The sequence below is a fragment of the Salibaculum sp. genome, assembly GCF_035270045.1.
GTDB lineage: Bacteria > Pseudomonadota > Alphaproteobacteria > Rhodobacterales > Rhodobacteraceae > Salibaculum.
This window is the reverse complement of record NZ_DATFIP010000038.1, coordinates 43,393-56,719: the sequence shown is the minus strand read 5'-3', so window position 1 is coordinate 56,719 and position 13,327 is coordinate 43,393. Positions and strand designations below refer to the sequence as shown.

The 13,327-nt window shown below is 66.7% G+C and carries 12 protein-coding genes; 10 read left to right on the top strand and 2 right to left on the bottom strand.

Annotated elements, in window-relative coordinates:
- Nucleotides 1-979, bottom strand: a 979-nt coding sequence (locus tag VJ897_RS06440; RefSeq protein WP_324054342.1) for an AIR synthase related protein, incomplete at its 3' end; no start/stop codon positions are given.
- A 133-nt stretch (nt 980-1,112) separates the two neighbouring features.
- On the opposite strand from VJ897_RS06440, the gene VJ897_RS06435 reads away from it, so the two are divergent.
- The 3 genes from VJ897_RS06435 to VJ897_RS06425 are packed head-to-tail and all read left to right on the top strand — an operon-like array spanning nt 1,113 to nt 4,030.
- Nucleotides 1,113-2,153 carry a pyridoxal-phosphate dependent enzyme gene (locus VJ897_RS06435; RefSeq protein WP_324054340.1) on the top strand — a complete coding sequence of 347 codons (1,041 nt, stop codon included), beginning with the start codon at nt 1,113-1,115 and terminating at the stop codon, nt 2,151-2,153.
- Nucleotides 2,150-3,283 carry a M24 family metallopeptidase gene (locus VJ897_RS06430; protein ID WP_324054338.1) on the top strand — a complete coding sequence of 378 codons (1,134 nt, stop codon included), beginning with the start codon at nt 2,150-2,152 and terminating at the stop codon, nt 3,281-3,283. Before VJ897_RS06435 ends, VJ897_RS06430 begins: the two co-directional genes overlap by 4 nt.
- 3 nt (nt 3,284-3,286) lie before the next feature.
- A complete protein-coding gene (locus VJ897_RS06425) occupies nt 3,287-4,030 on the top strand; it encodes a maleate cis-trans isomerase family protein (RefSeq protein WP_324054336.1) in 744 nt (247 codons plus the stop codon).
- Nucleotides 4,031-4,229: 199 nt separating this feature from the next.
- Here VJ897_RS06425 and VJ897_RS06420 read toward each other — a convergent pair whose 3' ends face one another.
- A complete protein-coding gene (locus VJ897_RS06420; protein WP_324054334.1) occupies nt 4,230-5,132 on the bottom strand; it encodes a LysR family transcriptional regulator in 903 nt (300 codons plus the stop codon).
- Between the two features lie 159 nt (nt 5,133-5,291).
- Between VJ897_RS06420 and VJ897_RS06415 the strand changes: the two genes are divergently transcribed.
- From VJ897_RS06415 to VJ897_RS06385, 7 genes are all read left to right on the top strand, one after another.
- Nucleotides 5,292-8,711 (top strand): indolepyruvate ferredoxin oxidoreductase family protein, encoded by a 3,420-nt coding sequence (locus VJ897_RS06415; protein WP_324054332.1) that lies wholly within the window; start codon nt 5,292-5,294, stop codon nt 8,709-8,711.
- Between the two features lie 88 nt (nt 8,712-8,799).
- Nucleotides 8,800-9,732 carry a lysophospholipid acyltransferase family protein gene (locus tag VJ897_RS06410; RefSeq protein WP_324054330.1) on the top strand — a complete coding sequence of 311 codons (933 nt, stop codon included), beginning with the start codon at nt 8,800-8,802 and terminating at the stop codon, nt 9,730-9,732.
- Entirely contained in the window at nt 9,713-10,525 is an 813-nt protein-coding gene (locus VJ897_RS06405) for a glutamate racemase (protein ID WP_324054328.1), read from the top strand. The genes VJ897_RS06410 and VJ897_RS06405 overlap by 20 nt, the downstream gene beginning before the upstream one ends.
- Nucleotides 10,526-10,581: 56 nt before the next feature.
- Entirely contained in the window at nt 10,582-11,610 is a 1,029-nt protein-coding gene (gene argC / locus VJ897_RS06400; protein ID WP_324054326.1) for an N-acetyl-gamma-glutamyl-phosphate reductase, read from the top strand.
- A 21-nt stretch (nt 11,611-11,631) separates the two neighbouring features.
- Nucleotides 11,632-12,090 (top strand): cytochrome c maturation protein CcmE, encoded by a 459-nt coding sequence (gene ccmE / locus VJ897_RS06395; RefSeq protein WP_324054346.1) that lies wholly within the window; start codon nt 11,632-11,634, stop codon nt 12,088-12,090.
- A gap of 45 nt (nt 12,091-12,135) precedes the next feature.
- Nucleotides 12,136-12,747, top strand: coding sequence for a holin-associated N-acetylmuramidase (locus VJ897_RS06390; protein WP_324054324.1), 612 nt, complete (start codon nt 12,136-12,138; stop codon nt 12,745-12,747).
- On the top strand, nt 12,738-13,304 hold the full coding sequence (locus tag VJ897_RS06385) for a holin family protein (RefSeq protein ID WP_324054322.1): 567 nt from the start codon (nt 12,738-12,740) through the stop codon (nt 13,302-13,304). The genes VJ897_RS06390 and VJ897_RS06385 overlap by 10 nt, the downstream gene beginning before the upstream one ends.
- Nucleotides 13,305-13,327: the final 23 nt, after the last annotated feature.

Below are 13,327 nucleotides of genomic sequence, written 5' to 3'. Positions count from 1 at the left end.
CCGGGCGCAGCACCATGAGCATGCGTTCCTGGGATTCGGACAGCATCATCTCGTAGGCCGTCATGGCGTCTTCGCGCTGGGGAACGTCGTCGAGTTGCAGCTTGACGCCCAACCCGCCCTTGTCACCCATTTCGACCGCCGAGCAGGTCAGGCCCGCCGCGCCCATGTCCTGGATGGAGATGACCGCACCGGTTTCCATCAGTTCCAGCGTGGCCTCCATCAGGCGCTTCTCGGTGAAGGGATCGCCGACCTGCACGGTGGGGCGTTTTTCCTCGATCGTGTGGTCGAATTCGGCACTGGCCATGGTGGCCCCGCCAACGCCGTCGCGGCCCGTCTTGGCGCCCAGGTAGACCACCGGCATGCCCACCCCCGAGGCCTCGGAATAATAGATCTTGTCGGCCTCGACCAAGCCGGCGGCGAAGGCATTGACGAGGCAATTGCCGTTGTAGGCGGGATGAAAACGGACCTCGCCGCCCACGGTCGGCACGCCGAAGCAGTTGCCGTAGCCGCCCACGCCCTCGACCACGCCATGAACCAGCGTGCGGGTCCGGGGATGGTCGGGGTCGCCGAAGGACAGCGCATTCATCGCCGCGATGGGGCGCGCGCCCATGGTGAAGACATCGCGCAGGATGCCGCCAACGCCGGTCGCTGCACCCTGGTAGGGCTCAATGTAGCTGGGGTGGTTGTGGCTTTCCATCTTGAAGACCACGGCCAGCTTCGTCCCATCCGGCCCGTCGCCGATATCGACGATTCCGGCGTTCTCGCCGGGGCCGCAGATCACCTGCGGGCCATCGGTGGGCAGAGTACGCAGCCATTTCTTTGACGACTTGTAGGAACAGTGCTCGTTCCACATGGCCGAGAAGATGCCAAGCTCGGTGAAGGTCGGCTCGCGCCCGATGATGTCCAGGATGCGGTCGTATTCGTCAGGCTTGAGGCCATGGGCCTCGATCAACTCGGGCGTGATGGCTGGCTCTTGCATGATGCGCTTGATCCCCTCGGTCTCCGTTCGGGGCCGCTTTACGACATGGACCGGGCCGGAGCAATGCGGGCAGGGCGGTGCCGGGCAGAAACTATGGCTTGACCGGACCCGCCGGGCAGGAGTGTGATGCGGCATGGATACTTTTCCCAACCCTCACAGGGGCGGGGGTCTGCAAGGGGCGGCCGTTTTCGATGCCCCGGCTCCGGCAACCGATGCCGACCCCGTCGATGCCCTGCTCGCGCGCTGCCCCGCGGCGGCGCCTGCGCCGCTGGTGGACGCGACAGGCCTGGCCGCGTCATTGGGCGTGGACAAGCTCCACGTAAAGGATGAACGCGCCCGCATGGGGCTGGGCAGTTTCAAGGCGCTGGGGGCGGCTTACGTGATCGCACACCAGGCGGCTGAAACCGGGGCGGACGACATGGCGACGGCACTGGCCGGGCGGACCTATGTCACCGCCAGCGCCGGAAATCACGGCATGTCGGTCGCCGCCGGGGCCCGGGTCTTCGGCGCGCGCGCCGTGGTCTACCTTGCCGACACGGTGCCCGAAAGCTTTGCCCAAAGGCTGCGCGACAAGGGCGCCGAGGTGCGCCGCGAGGGCAGTGATTACGCCGCCAGCATGGCGGGTGCCGAACGCGCCGCGCGCGACGAGGGCTTCACCCTGCTGTCGGACAGTTCCTGGGCGGGCTACACGGACCTGCCCTGGCGGCTGATGGAGGGCTACCTTGCCATGGCCGCCGAAACGGTGCGCCAGGTGCCCGAGGTGCCCACGCACATCTACCTGCAGGCCGGGGTTGGCGGGCTGGCCGCGGCGGCGGCCGCGCATTTCCGGGCGGCCTGGGGGAACGCCCCGCAGATCGTCGTGGTCGAACCCGAGGCCGCGCCGGCCCTGACAAGAAGCCTGCAGGCCGGCCGGGTTATCGATACCCAGGGCCCCGACAGCCACATGGGGCGGCTGGACTGCAAGACACCCTCGGCCATCGCCCTGCGGGGCCTGTCACGGGACGCCGATCGATTCGTCACGATTTCGGAAGCCGAGGGCGCGGCGGTCCTGCCGCTTCTGGCAGCCCATGGACTGGCCACCACCAGCTCGGGCGGTGCCGGGCTGGCGGCAGTGTTGGCCGATCCGCCCGCCGGGGCGCGGGTGCTCTGCGTCCTGTCCGAGGCGCCTGCATGAGCGGCTTCACCGCCGCCGACTACCGCGGGCGGCTGGGCCGGGCCCAGGCCCTGATGGCCGAGGCGGGCCTTGGCGCACTGTTGCTGACGACCGAGCCGGACATCCGCTATTTCACGGGTTTCCTGACGCGGTTCTGGGAAAGCCCGACGCGGCCCTGGTTCCTCGTCGTGCCGGTGGCGGGCGAGCCTGTGGCGGTGATCCCCGCGATCGGGCGTGCGCTTATGGAAAGGACATGGATCGAGGATATCCGCTGCTGGCCCGCACCCGCGCCCGGGGATGACGGTGTCAGCCTGCTGGCCGAGACCATCGGGGAGGTCGCCCCGGAGGGCCTGATCGGGACGCCCTCGGGGCACGGCACCCACCTGCGGATGCCGCTGGCCGATTTCGGGCGGCTTTGCGCGCTTGTGGGGGTCGAACGCATGGCCGAGGGCGCCGGCGTCATGCGGGACCTGCGCATGGTCAAGTCCGAGGTCGAGATCGCGGCGATCCGCACCGCCTGCGCCGTTGCCGGGCGCGCCTTTGCCCGGGTGGGCGAGGTGGCCGGCGAGGGCGTGCCCCTTGCGCGGGTCTTTCGCGATTTTCAGCGGCTCTGCCTGGAAGAGGGCGCCGACTGGGTGCCCTATCTGGCGGGCGGGGCCGGGCCGCTGGGCTATGCCGACGTGATTTCCCCCGCCACGGATGCGCCGCTGGCCCGGGGCGATGTTCTTATGCTTGATACCGGGTTGGTGGTGGGCGGCTATTACTGCGACTTCGACCGAAACTACGCGGTGGGCACGCCAGCGCCGCAGGTGGAGGCCGCGTGGGACAGCCTGTTGCAGGCCACCGAGGCCGGGGTGCAGGCCGCGACACCCGGGGCGCGGGCCTGCGATGTCTTTGCCGCCATGGATCGGATCGTGGGCGGGAGCGAGACCGGGCGGCTGGGCCACGGGCTGGGGATGCAGTTGACTGAATGGCCCTCGCTCACCGCCGCGGATCGGACGGTGCTGCGGCCGGGCATGGTCCTCGCGCTGGAACCCTCGGTGGGAGTGCCGGGTGGCGGCCTGCTGGTCCACGAAGAGAACCTCGTGCTGCGTGACGACGGCGCGGAGATCCTGTCGCCCCGCGCGCAGGGGCCGCTGACAAGGATCTGACCCATGCGGGAGCCCTTTCCGTTTTCCCTGGCCGGTCCGCTGGGGCACGACGCCGCGCTAGGCCTGATTGTGCTGCAATCGGACGAAACCATCGAGGACGAGTTCCGCCGCCTGGTCCCCGATACGGGCGTCTCGCTTTATCACAGCCGGGTTGAGAGCGGGGCCGAGGTCACGCCTGAAACGCTGGCGCGGATGGCGCATGACCTGCCTGCTGCCGCCCGTCGGCTGCCGCGGCCGATCCATTTCGACGCGGTCGGTTATGCCTGCACTTCGGGGGCCTCGGTGATCGGGCCGGAGAAGGTGGCGGCCCTGGTCGCCGCGGTGTGCCAAACCCGCCACGTGACCGAGCCGCTGTCGGCGCTCGTCGCGGCCTGCGGGCATCTTGGCGTCTCGAAGCTCGCCTTCCTGTCACCCTACACCGAAACCGTTTCGGACACCCTGCGCGGCGCCCTTGCCGCGCGTGGCGTGGACAGTCCCGTTTTCGGCAGTTTCGACGAGGCCGAGGAAACCCGCGTGGCGCGCATCGATGGCGCGTCGGTCATGGCGGCGGCGCGGCATCTGGCGCGGACCGGCGGGGCCGAGGCACTCTTTCTGTCATGCACCAACCTGCGCAGCTTCGGCGTGATCGACGCGATCGAGGCAGAGATCGGCTTGCCGGTGCTGAGTTCAAACCTCGTGCTGGGCTGGCACATGTTCCGGTTGTCGGGCGTGCAGGCGCAGGGCCCCGGAACGCTTTTGCGGCGCTAAACAGAAAAAAGCCGGGCACTAAGGCCCGGCGAAGTCCAACAGGGAGGTATGAAGATGATGAGCTTTTCAGCATCACCGGCTTCGATTGGGGATTTAGGCGGCGGTTCTGACTCGTGCAAGCCTAATTGCTGCATCAAAATGACAACGCCGCCATGCGCGTGACGCATGGCTTTGCCCCGCGAAGCGGCTCCGGGTCCTGTCAGACGATTTCCTCGCGCACCCGGCGGCGATGGGCGACGATTTCCTCCTGCACGAAATCGCGGAAGGCCATGACCCGCTTGGACTGGCGCAATTCCTCGGGATAAGCAAGAAAAACAGGGACTTCACCGCTTTCCACCTCGTGCAGGACGCGGCGCAGGCGGGGCGTGAATTCCGCCACGTAGTCCGGCAGGACGCCGATCCCGAGATCCGATTGCACCGCCTGAAGGACCCCGAAATAGTTGTTCACATGCAGAAGTTTCGGCGTGTCGTAGGTCAGCAAGTGTTGCACGAGAGTCGCACCCGCGGCGACCTGGAAGGCGTTGGGACTCTGGCATATGAGCCGGTGCGCGCCGATTTGGTCGAGCCGGTCGATGGGGGCGGCGGCGTCAAGGTAGGCATCCGTCGCGTAGAGCCGCATACGCACCGACATCAGCCGCTTGCGGATCAGGTCGGCCTGGCTTGGTTCCTTCATGCGGATGGCCACGTCGGCCTCGCGCATGGGCAGGTCAAGCACACGTTCCTCGAGCATCAGGTCGATATTGAGGTCGGGATATTTCTTGTAGAGCGTGGGAAGACGCGGCGCCAGCCAGAGCGTGCCGAAGCCGGTTGTCGTGGTGACCTTCAACTCGCCGAAGACCTCTTCCTCGCTGTCCTTGATCCGGGCCGACGCGGCATCGAGCCTGCGTGTCATGGCCCGGGTGGCGTCGAACAGCAGCTCGCCCTGCTCGGTGAGAATCAACCCCCGCGCGTGGCGGTGGAACAGGGTGGTGTTCAGCGAGTCCTCAAGGGCGCGGATCTGGCGCGAGACGGCGGACTGGCTCAGGTGCAGCATGTCGCCGGCATGGGTCAGGCTGCCCGCATCGGCGACCGCGTGAAAGATTCGTAGCTTGTCCCAGTCCATCGCCGTTCCTTCCGGAAAGCCTGTGCCACCATTCCCTTTGGGTCATTACACCGCGAGTCATGGTCTTTGCAAAGAACATTGTCGCACGGTTCATCCTTTGTAGGTCAGTGTTTTTGACCTATGCTGCCGTAACGCTCGACAGAGGCGAGGAGGTGCCCGATGAGCCTGCAGGACATATCCCTTTCCGACCGGTTCGACCTGTCGAAATCGCCGGTGTTGCTGAACGGCACCCAGGCGCTGGTGCGGCTGATGCTGATGCAGCGGGCCCGGGACCGGGCGGCGGGGCTGGATACGGCCGGTTACGTGACGGGTTATCGCGGCTCGCCGCTGGGGGCGGTGGACCTGCAGATGCAGCGCGCGCAAAAGGAGCTGGCCGAGGCGCAGGTTCTGTTCCAGCCGGGTCTGAACGAGGACCTGGCCGCCACCGCGCTCTGGGGCAGTCAGCAGGCCGACCTGCGCGGCGAGGGCAAGCATGACGGTGTCTTCGGGCTCTGGTATGGCAAGGGGCCGGGGGTGGACCGGTCGGGCGACGTGATGCGTCATGCCAACATGGCCGGGACAGCGCCTCATGGCGGCGTCCTCATGGCCATGGGCGACGATCACACCGGTGAAAGCTCGACAACCCTGCACCAGTCCGACTGGGCCATGGTCGATGCCTACATGCCCATTGTCAGCCCCGCCGGGGTGCAGGAAATCCTCGACTACGGGCTCTACGGCTGGGCGCTGTCCCGCTTTGCCGGGGTCTGGGTCGGCCTGAAGACGATGAAGGACACGGTCGAGGTCACGAGCGTCGTCGAGGGCGACCCGTTCCGGCCGCATTTCGTGACCCCCGACATTTCCATGCCCGAGGGGGGGCTGAACATCCGTCTGGTGGATACGCCCGTCGCGCAAGAAGCGCGGATGATCGACCACAAGCGTTTCGCGGCCGAAGCGTTTTCCCACGTCAACGGTATGGATAAGCGGGTCTGGGGCAAGCCGGGCGCGAAAATCGGTTTCGTCGCCGCGGGCAAGAACTGGCTCGACCTGCAACATGCGCTGTCATTGCTGGGGATCGACGCCGCCGAGGCCGCGCAGTTGGGCGTCACGACCTACAAGGTCGGGCAGGTCTGGCCCATGGACATGAAGGGGTTTCTTGACTGGGCCGAGGGGCTCGACCTGATCATCTGCGTCGAGGAAAAGCGCAAGCTGATCGAGGTGCAGGTAAAAGAGGCCATTTTCGATGACCGCCGCGGACAGCGCGTCTATGGCTGGCACAAGGGGAAGTCCCATGTCGGCGACCGCCGCGAGGAATTGTTCCCGACCCGCTACGCGCTGGACCCGGTCTGGGTGGCCGAGAAGATTGGCCAGGTCCTGATCGAAGAGGGCCGACGAACCGACGCCCTAGAGGGTGCGCTGGCGAAACTGGCCGAGGCCCGCCGCGCCGACAACGCCGAAGAGATCGCGGCGCGGCTGCCCTATTTCTGTTCCGGTTGCCCGCACAACAGCTCGACCAGTGTGCCAGACGGGTCGCGCGCCTATGCCGGGATCGGCTGTCACTACATGGTGCAATGGATGGACCGCGACACGGTCGGGTTCACCCAGATGGGCGGCGAGGGCGCGAACTGGGTGGGCGAGGCTCCGTTCTCGACGCGGCCCCACGTTTTCCAGAACCTCGGAGACGGCACGTACAATCACTCGGGCGTGCAGGCGATCCGCTTCGCGTTGATGGCCGGAACCAACATCACCTACAAGATTCTTTACAACGACGCCGTCGCCATGACCGGCGGCCAGAAGAATGACGGCGACCTTGGTCCGGACCGGATCTGCCGCGAGTTGCTGGCCATGGGGGTGCGCGACGTGGCCGTGGTTCATGACCCAAGGGAAGGATTTGATGTCAAAAGCCTGCCTGCTGGTGTTCACGTGCATGAACGCGACGAGATGGAGGCGGTGCAAAAGGGGCTGTCCAAGGTACCGGGCGTCTCGGCCCTCGTCTATATCCAGACCTGTGCCGCCGAGAAACGCCGCCGCCGCAAGCGCGGCCGGTTTCCCGACCCCGACCGTCGCGTCTTCATCAACACCGATGTCTGCGAGGGCTGCGGCGATTGCGGGGTGCAGTCGAACTGTGTCTCGATCGTGCCGGTCGAGACCGAGCTGGGCCGCAAGCGCGCCATCGACCAGTCAAGCTGCAACAAGGACTTTTCCTGCCTCAAGGGGTTCTGCCCCAGCTTCGTGACCGTTGAAGGCGCACAAATGCGCCGCGACGAGGGCACCGGGCTGGATTTACCTGATTTGCCCGCGCCCGAGCTACCCGCGATCGACGGCACGCACAACGTTGTCATCACCGGGGTCGGTGGCACCGGCGTCGTGACCATCGGCGCGGTGCTGGCCATGGCCGCCCATGTCGACGGCAAGGCGGCTGGCATGATGGAGATGGCCGGTCTGGCGCAAAAGGGTGGGGCGGTTCATATCCATTGCCGCATCGCCGAGTCGGCCGAGGATATCGCGGCCATCCGCGTGGCCACCGGTGAATGCGATACGCTGATCGGCGGCGACCTGGTGGTCAGCGCCGGCGCAAGGACCCTGGGTCTGACGACGCCGGGCCGCACCCGCGCCGTGGTGAACGCGCACGAGGTCATGACCGGCGATTTCACCCGCGACACGGACTTCAAGCTGCCGACCGACCGCTTGCAACACGCGCTGCAGGCGCGCCTGCAAGACCGGCTGTCGATGTTCGATGCCAACGACCTGGCCGGTCACCTGCTGGGTGACGCGATCTATTCGAACATGATGGTTTTCGGGGCTTGCTGGCAGATGGGCGGCATTCCGGTCAGCGAGTCGGCGATCAAGCGCGCGATCGCGTTGAACGGCGCCGCGGTCGACCGCAACACCCAAGCCTTCGACTATGGCCGTTGGGCCGTGCTGGAGCCCGAGAAGGCGGCCGCGCTGCTGGAGGACAAGGTGGTCGAAAAGCCGAAAACGCTGGACGAGAGAATCGCCCATCGCGCCCAGCATCTGACCGCCTACCAGGATGCCGCCTATGCGAAACGTTACACCGATTTCGTCGCGCGTTTCGACGGGCCGCTGAAAGAGGCGGTCGCGAAAGGCTATCACAAGCTGCTGGCCTACAAGGATGAATACGAGGTCGCGCGTCTGCACCTGGACACTCGCAGGAAGGCCGAGGCCGAGTTGGGCGGCGAGATCCGGCTGACCTATCACCTCGCCCCGCCGGGGCTGAGCAGGCAAGGGCCGGGCGGCCGCCCGCTAAAGAAAGAATTCGGTGAGCGTCTGATGCACCGCCTTTTCCCGCTGCTGGCCCGCCTCAGGCGCCTGCGCGGCACCTGGGCCGATCCCTTCGCACGCACCGAAGAACGCCGGATGGAGCGGGCCCTGATCAGCCAATATGAACGGGACATGGACGAGGCGCGGCGCCTCCTGCGGCCCGAGACGCGAGAGGCCGCCGTGGCCCTGGCCGAGCTGCCGCTGTCGATCCGCGGCTTCGGGCCGGTCAAGGCGGCCAATGCCGCCAGCGCCGAGAAACGCCGCGAGGAGTTGCTGGCGGTGCTGCGTACGCCTGACGGGGACAGGCAGGCGGCCGAGTAACGGTGTGTTATCAAGGCGTCACGGAGGCTGGCTATTCTGCATCACCCTGCGTAAACCGACATGACGACAGACTAGCCCGGCAGATGCCATGAGCGACAAGCACATAGCCCGCGAGATTTCCTATGCCCATTCCGCCCGGTCGCGTACCGGGCGGGCCATGATCCGCGTGATGGAAAACGCCACCGGTCGGCTGCGCCTGATCCGCAAGGCGCGCGGCTATGCCCAGGAGGTGGCCGGGGGCCGCGATTTCTGGCAGGTCATCTGCGAGCGCTACAAGATCCGGCTGGAGGTGGTGGGCGGCAGCCTTGACGACATTCCCGCCGAGGGTCCGCTGGTCATGGTGGCCAATCACCCCTACGGCATCCTCGACGGCTTGATGCTGGGACGCATCCTGTCGGAGCGCCGCGCCGGGGATTTCCGGGTTCTGGCCCACAAGGTGTTCCGCAAGTCGCCGGATCTGGAGAGGGTCATCCTGCCCATAGATTTCGACGAGACCAGGGAGGCTGTGCGCCGCAACATGGAGACCCGCAAGGCGGCGCTGCGTTACCTCGGCGAAGGCGGGGCCATCGGGATCTTTCCCGGCGGCACGGTCAGTACCTCTCTCAAGCCCTTCGCCCGGCCCATGGACCCGGCCTGGCGCACTTTCACCGCCAAGATGATCGCGCGGTCCGACGCGCAGGTCGTGCCCATCTATTTCGAGGGCCATAACAGCCGCCTCTTCCAGCTTGCCAGCCACCTGCACTACACCCTGCGCATGGGGCTTCTGATCCGCGAATTCCGCGCCCGCGTCGGAAGCACGGTGCGCGTGGTGATCGGCCGGCCCATCCCCGTCGACAGGCTGGACCCCTTGCGTTCGGACCCCAAAGCCATGATGGATTTCCTGCGCAAGGCGACGTATGAGCTTTCGCCAAGCCCTTTGGCCGCTGATGCCATCGGGTTCGAGTATGATGACAGGCACAGGGCCCAGGCAGACGGGGCCCAGGCAGGCAGGACAGGCGACAATGGCGGTAGGCATATTTGACAGCGGCCTGGGCGGGCTGACGGTTCTGGACGCGGTAAGCAAGCGTTTGCCGGGGGTTCCCTTTGTCTACTATGCCGACAGCGCCCACACGCCCTACGGTGTTCGCGATCCGCAGGACATCTACGAGCTGACGACGCGCGGGGTTCAGCGACTGTTCGACGAAGGCTGCGACCTCGTGATCCTGGCCTGCAACACCGCCAGCGCCGCGGCCCTGCGCCGGATGCAGGACGGCTGGGTGCCGCGCGACAAGCGGGTCCTGGGGGTTTTCGTGCCGCTGATCGAGGCGCTGACCGAGCGCAAGTGGGGCGACAATTCCCCCCCGCGCGAGGTCGCGGTCAAGCATGTGGCGCTTTTCGCGACGCCCGCGACGGTGTCCAGCCGCGCCTTTCAGCGCGAACTGGCCTTTCGCGCGATCGGGGTCGATGTCGAGGCGCAGGCCTGCGGCGGCGTCGTCGATGCCATCGAGGAGGGCGACATGATCCTGGCCGAGGCGCTGGTCACCAGCCACGTGGACGCGCTCAAGCGCAAGATGCCGGACCCGGATGCCGCCATCCTGGGCTGCACGCATTACCCGATCATGCAGGAACAGTTCCAGGCGGCCCTGGGGGCCGATGTCGCGGTTTTCAGCCAGGCCAACCTGGTGGCCGACAGCCTGGCCGACTACCTGGAGCGTCATCCGGCCATGGTCGGACCGGGTGAGACGGGCGGTTTCCTGACCACGGGGGACCCCAAGAAGGTTTCGGCGGGCGCGACGCGGTTCCTGCGGCGTGAAGTCGCCTTCGACGCGGCGTGATGCCACCTTGCGCGACCCTTCGCCCGCCCCTACTTGCCTTCTGACAAAGGACTGACATGACCCACAACGTCGCAATTCTTGGCGCGTCCGGCTACACGGGTGCGGAACTGGTCCGCCTGATCGCCAGCCACCCGGCGCTGAAGGTTGGCGCGCTGTCGGGCAATTCGAAGGCCGGGCGGGCCATGGCCGATGTCTATCCACATTTGCGCCACCTCGACCTGCCGCACGTGACCACGATCCAGCAGGTCGATTTCAGCGGCATAGACCTTGCCTTCTGCGCGTTGCCGCATGCGACCTCGCAGGCGGTCGTGGCCGACCTGCCCGGCCATGTCCGGGTTGTGGACCTGTCGGCCGATTTCCGCCTGCGAGACCCGGAGGAGTACGAGAAATGGTATGGCAAGCCCCATGCGGCGCCCGAGATGCAGCGGCAGGCGGTCTATGGCCTGACCGAGTTCTACCGTGGGCACATCGCCCGCGCACGGCTGGTTGCCGGAACCGGCTGCAACGCCGCGACCGGGCAGTTCATCCTGCGCCCCCTGATCGAGGCCGGGGTGATCGACCTGGACCGGATCATCCTTGACCTGAAGGTCGGCGCCTCGGGCGCGGGCCGTGCGGCCCGCGAGCACCTGCTGACCGCCGAGATGGTCGAGAACGTCGGTGCCTACGCCGTGGGCGGCAGGCACCGCCACCTTGGCGAGTTCGACCAGGAGTTTTCCGCCGCCGCGGGCCGGAGGGTCGAGGTGCAGTTCACCCCGCACCTCGTACCGGCGAGCCGGGGCATCCTCGCCACGGCCTATGTCGAGGGCGACCCGGCCGCGGTGCACCGCGCGCTGGCCGATCGCTACGGGGGTGAACCGTTCCTGCACGTCCTGCCCATGGGGCAGGTGCCGGGCATGAAGGACGTGCGCGGATCAAACCTGTGCCATATCGGCGTCGTGGCTGACCGGCGCGCGAATCGTGCTATCATCGTCGGCGTGATCGACAATCTGACCAAGGGGTCCAGCGGGCAGGCGATCCAGAACGCCAACCTGATGCTGGGGCTTGATGAAACCGCGGGGCTGATGCTGGCCCCGGTCTTTCCGTGAAGGGGCAAGGACATGGCCGGTATGAAATCCCTCAAGAAACAGCGCCGCATCCAGGTGATCCTCGTGGCCTTCGTCGCGCTGACCCTTTCTGTCGGGCTGGTCGGTTACGGCTTCCGTGACGGGATCAACTATTTCCGCTCGCCCGCCGAGGTGGTGGCCGAACCGCCCGCCGAGACCGAGCTGTTCCGCATCGGCGGACTGGTGGCCGACGGGTCGATCGTGCGCGGCGAGGGCACGCAGGTCCGCTTCTCGGTCACCGATGGCGGCGCCACCGTGCCGGTCACATACGACGGCATCCTTCCGGACCTCTTCGAAGAGGGCCAAGGCATGGTCGGACAGGGGCATTACGTGAACGGAACCTTTGAAGCCGTTGAAATCCTTGCAAAACACGATGAGGATTACATGCCCGCAGAATTGGTCGACAGTCTCAAGGAACAGGGTGTCTACCCGCACCAGGACGGCGCGGCAGCAATCAATTAACCACGGGCATGCAGCCTTTTGCCCCAGTCAACTGGGGAAAAGGCCATGCAGAACGTGCAAGAGATCGCCGAGGAGATTGTCGCCCGCGAAGGCGGCTACGTGAACGATCCTGACGACCCCGGCGGCGCGACCAATCACGGGGTCACCATCCACACGATGCGCCGGCTGGGTCTGGACCTGGATGACGACGGCCAAGTCACGGCAGGAGACGTGCGCGCGCTGTCGCGCGAGCAGGCCATCGGGATCTTCGTGCGCCACTACTACCATGGGACGCGGATCGATCGTCTGCCCAAGGACATCCAGCCGTCCGTATTCGACATGTATGTCAATGCGGGCGCCAACGCCGTGCGCATCTTGCAGCGTCTTCTCAATGACATGCGCATCACCGTCGATGTGGACGGGGTGATCGGGCCGCAAACGGTCGCCGCCGCGCGCGCCGCCTTGGCGGCCGCCCCCGACCATTTTGCCGATGCCTATGGTATCGCGCGTCGCAACTACTACTATGCGCTGGCCGACCGCCGGCCCGCGTCGCGGAAATACGCGCGGCGGCGTGATGGCGGCAAGGGGGGCTGGATTCGCCGCGCCGAGGAGTTCATCTCGCCCCGCTTTCACCTGACCGACGCGCAGCACCGCGAGCGGGTGGCGCCATGGGGCTGATCGAACGCGTCTTTTCGCTATTCTTCGACGACGGGCGCAACATCATTCGGGAAACCGCCGAGGTCTTTCGCGAGAACACCGAAGCGGCGGCAGATCGCGAGACCCGGTTGCGCCGGGACACGCTGCGCCAGTTGGCGCAGGAATTCGAGCACCCGCGCCCGGGGCGGTTCGACAGGTTCATGAACGGGCTGAACCGGCTGCCGCGTCCGCTGCTGGCCTTCGGCACCATCGGGCTGTTCGTGGTGGCGATGGTTGATCCGCTCTGGTTTGCCAGCCGGATGCAGGGCATCGCCGTCGTGCCCGAACCACTCTGGTGGTTGATGGGGGCCATCGTGAGCTTCTATTTCGGCGCGCGCCACCAGGCCCATTCGCAGCGCTTCCAGTCCTCTATCGCGCAAACCCTGTCGCGGGTGCCCGCTGTGATCGACAACACCGCGCGGCTTGAGGCAATGCGCGCCAGGGCCCCGGCCGGTCCGGAGGACGTTGATGCCGCGTCGGTGATCGACGCCGCGCCGAACCCGGCGCTGGCCGAGTGGCAGGGCGGGCGCCCCCGGTAGGCCCATCACTCGACCGTGACGCT

Excerpts from the sequence above, each read along its gene's own strand:
- VJ897_RS06435 (WP_324054340.1), top strand. The coding sequence starts at position 1,113 with ATGGATACTTTTCCCAACCCTCACAGGGGCGGGGGTCTGCAAGGGGCG.
- VJ897_RS06410 (WP_324054330.1), top strand. The coding sequence starts at position 8,800 with ATGAGCGACAAGCACATAGCCCGCGAGATTTCCTATGCCCATTCCGCC.
- VJ897_RS06425 (WP_324054336.1), top strand. The coding sequence starts at position 3,287 with ATGCGGGAGCCCTTTCCGTTTTCCCTGGCCGGTCCGCTGGGGCACGAC.
- ccmE (WP_324054346.1), top strand. The coding sequence starts at position 11,632 with ATGAAATCCCTCAAGAAACAGCGCCGCATCCAGGTGATCCTCGTGGCC.
- VJ897_RS06390 (WP_324054324.1), top strand. The coding sequence starts at position 12,136 with ATGCAGAACGTGCAAGAGATCGCCGAGGAGATTGTCGCCCGCGAAGGC.
- VJ897_RS06385 (WP_324054322.1), top strand. The coding sequence starts at position 12,738 with ATGGGGCTGATCGAACGCGTCTTTTCGCTATTCTTCGACGACGGGCGC.
- VJ897_RS06405 (WP_324054328.1), top strand. The coding sequence starts at position 9,713 with ATGGCGGTAGGCATATTTGACAGCGGCCTGGGCGGGCTGACGGTTCTG.
- VJ897_RS06420 (WP_324054334.1), bottom strand. The coding sequence starts at position 5,132 with ATGGACTGGGACAAGCTACGAATCTTTCACGCGGTCGCCGATGCGGGC.
- argC (WP_324054326.1), top strand. The coding sequence starts at position 10,582 with ATGACCCACAACGTCGCAATTCTTGGCGCGTCCGGCTACACGGGTGCG.
- VJ897_RS06415 (WP_324054332.1), top strand. The coding sequence starts at position 5,292 with ATGAGCCTGCAGGACATATCCCTTTCCGACCGGTTCGACCTGTCGAAA.
- VJ897_RS06430 (WP_324054338.1), top strand. The coding sequence starts at position 2,150 with ATGAGCGGCTTCACCGCCGCCGACTACCGCGGGCGGCTGGGCCGGGCC.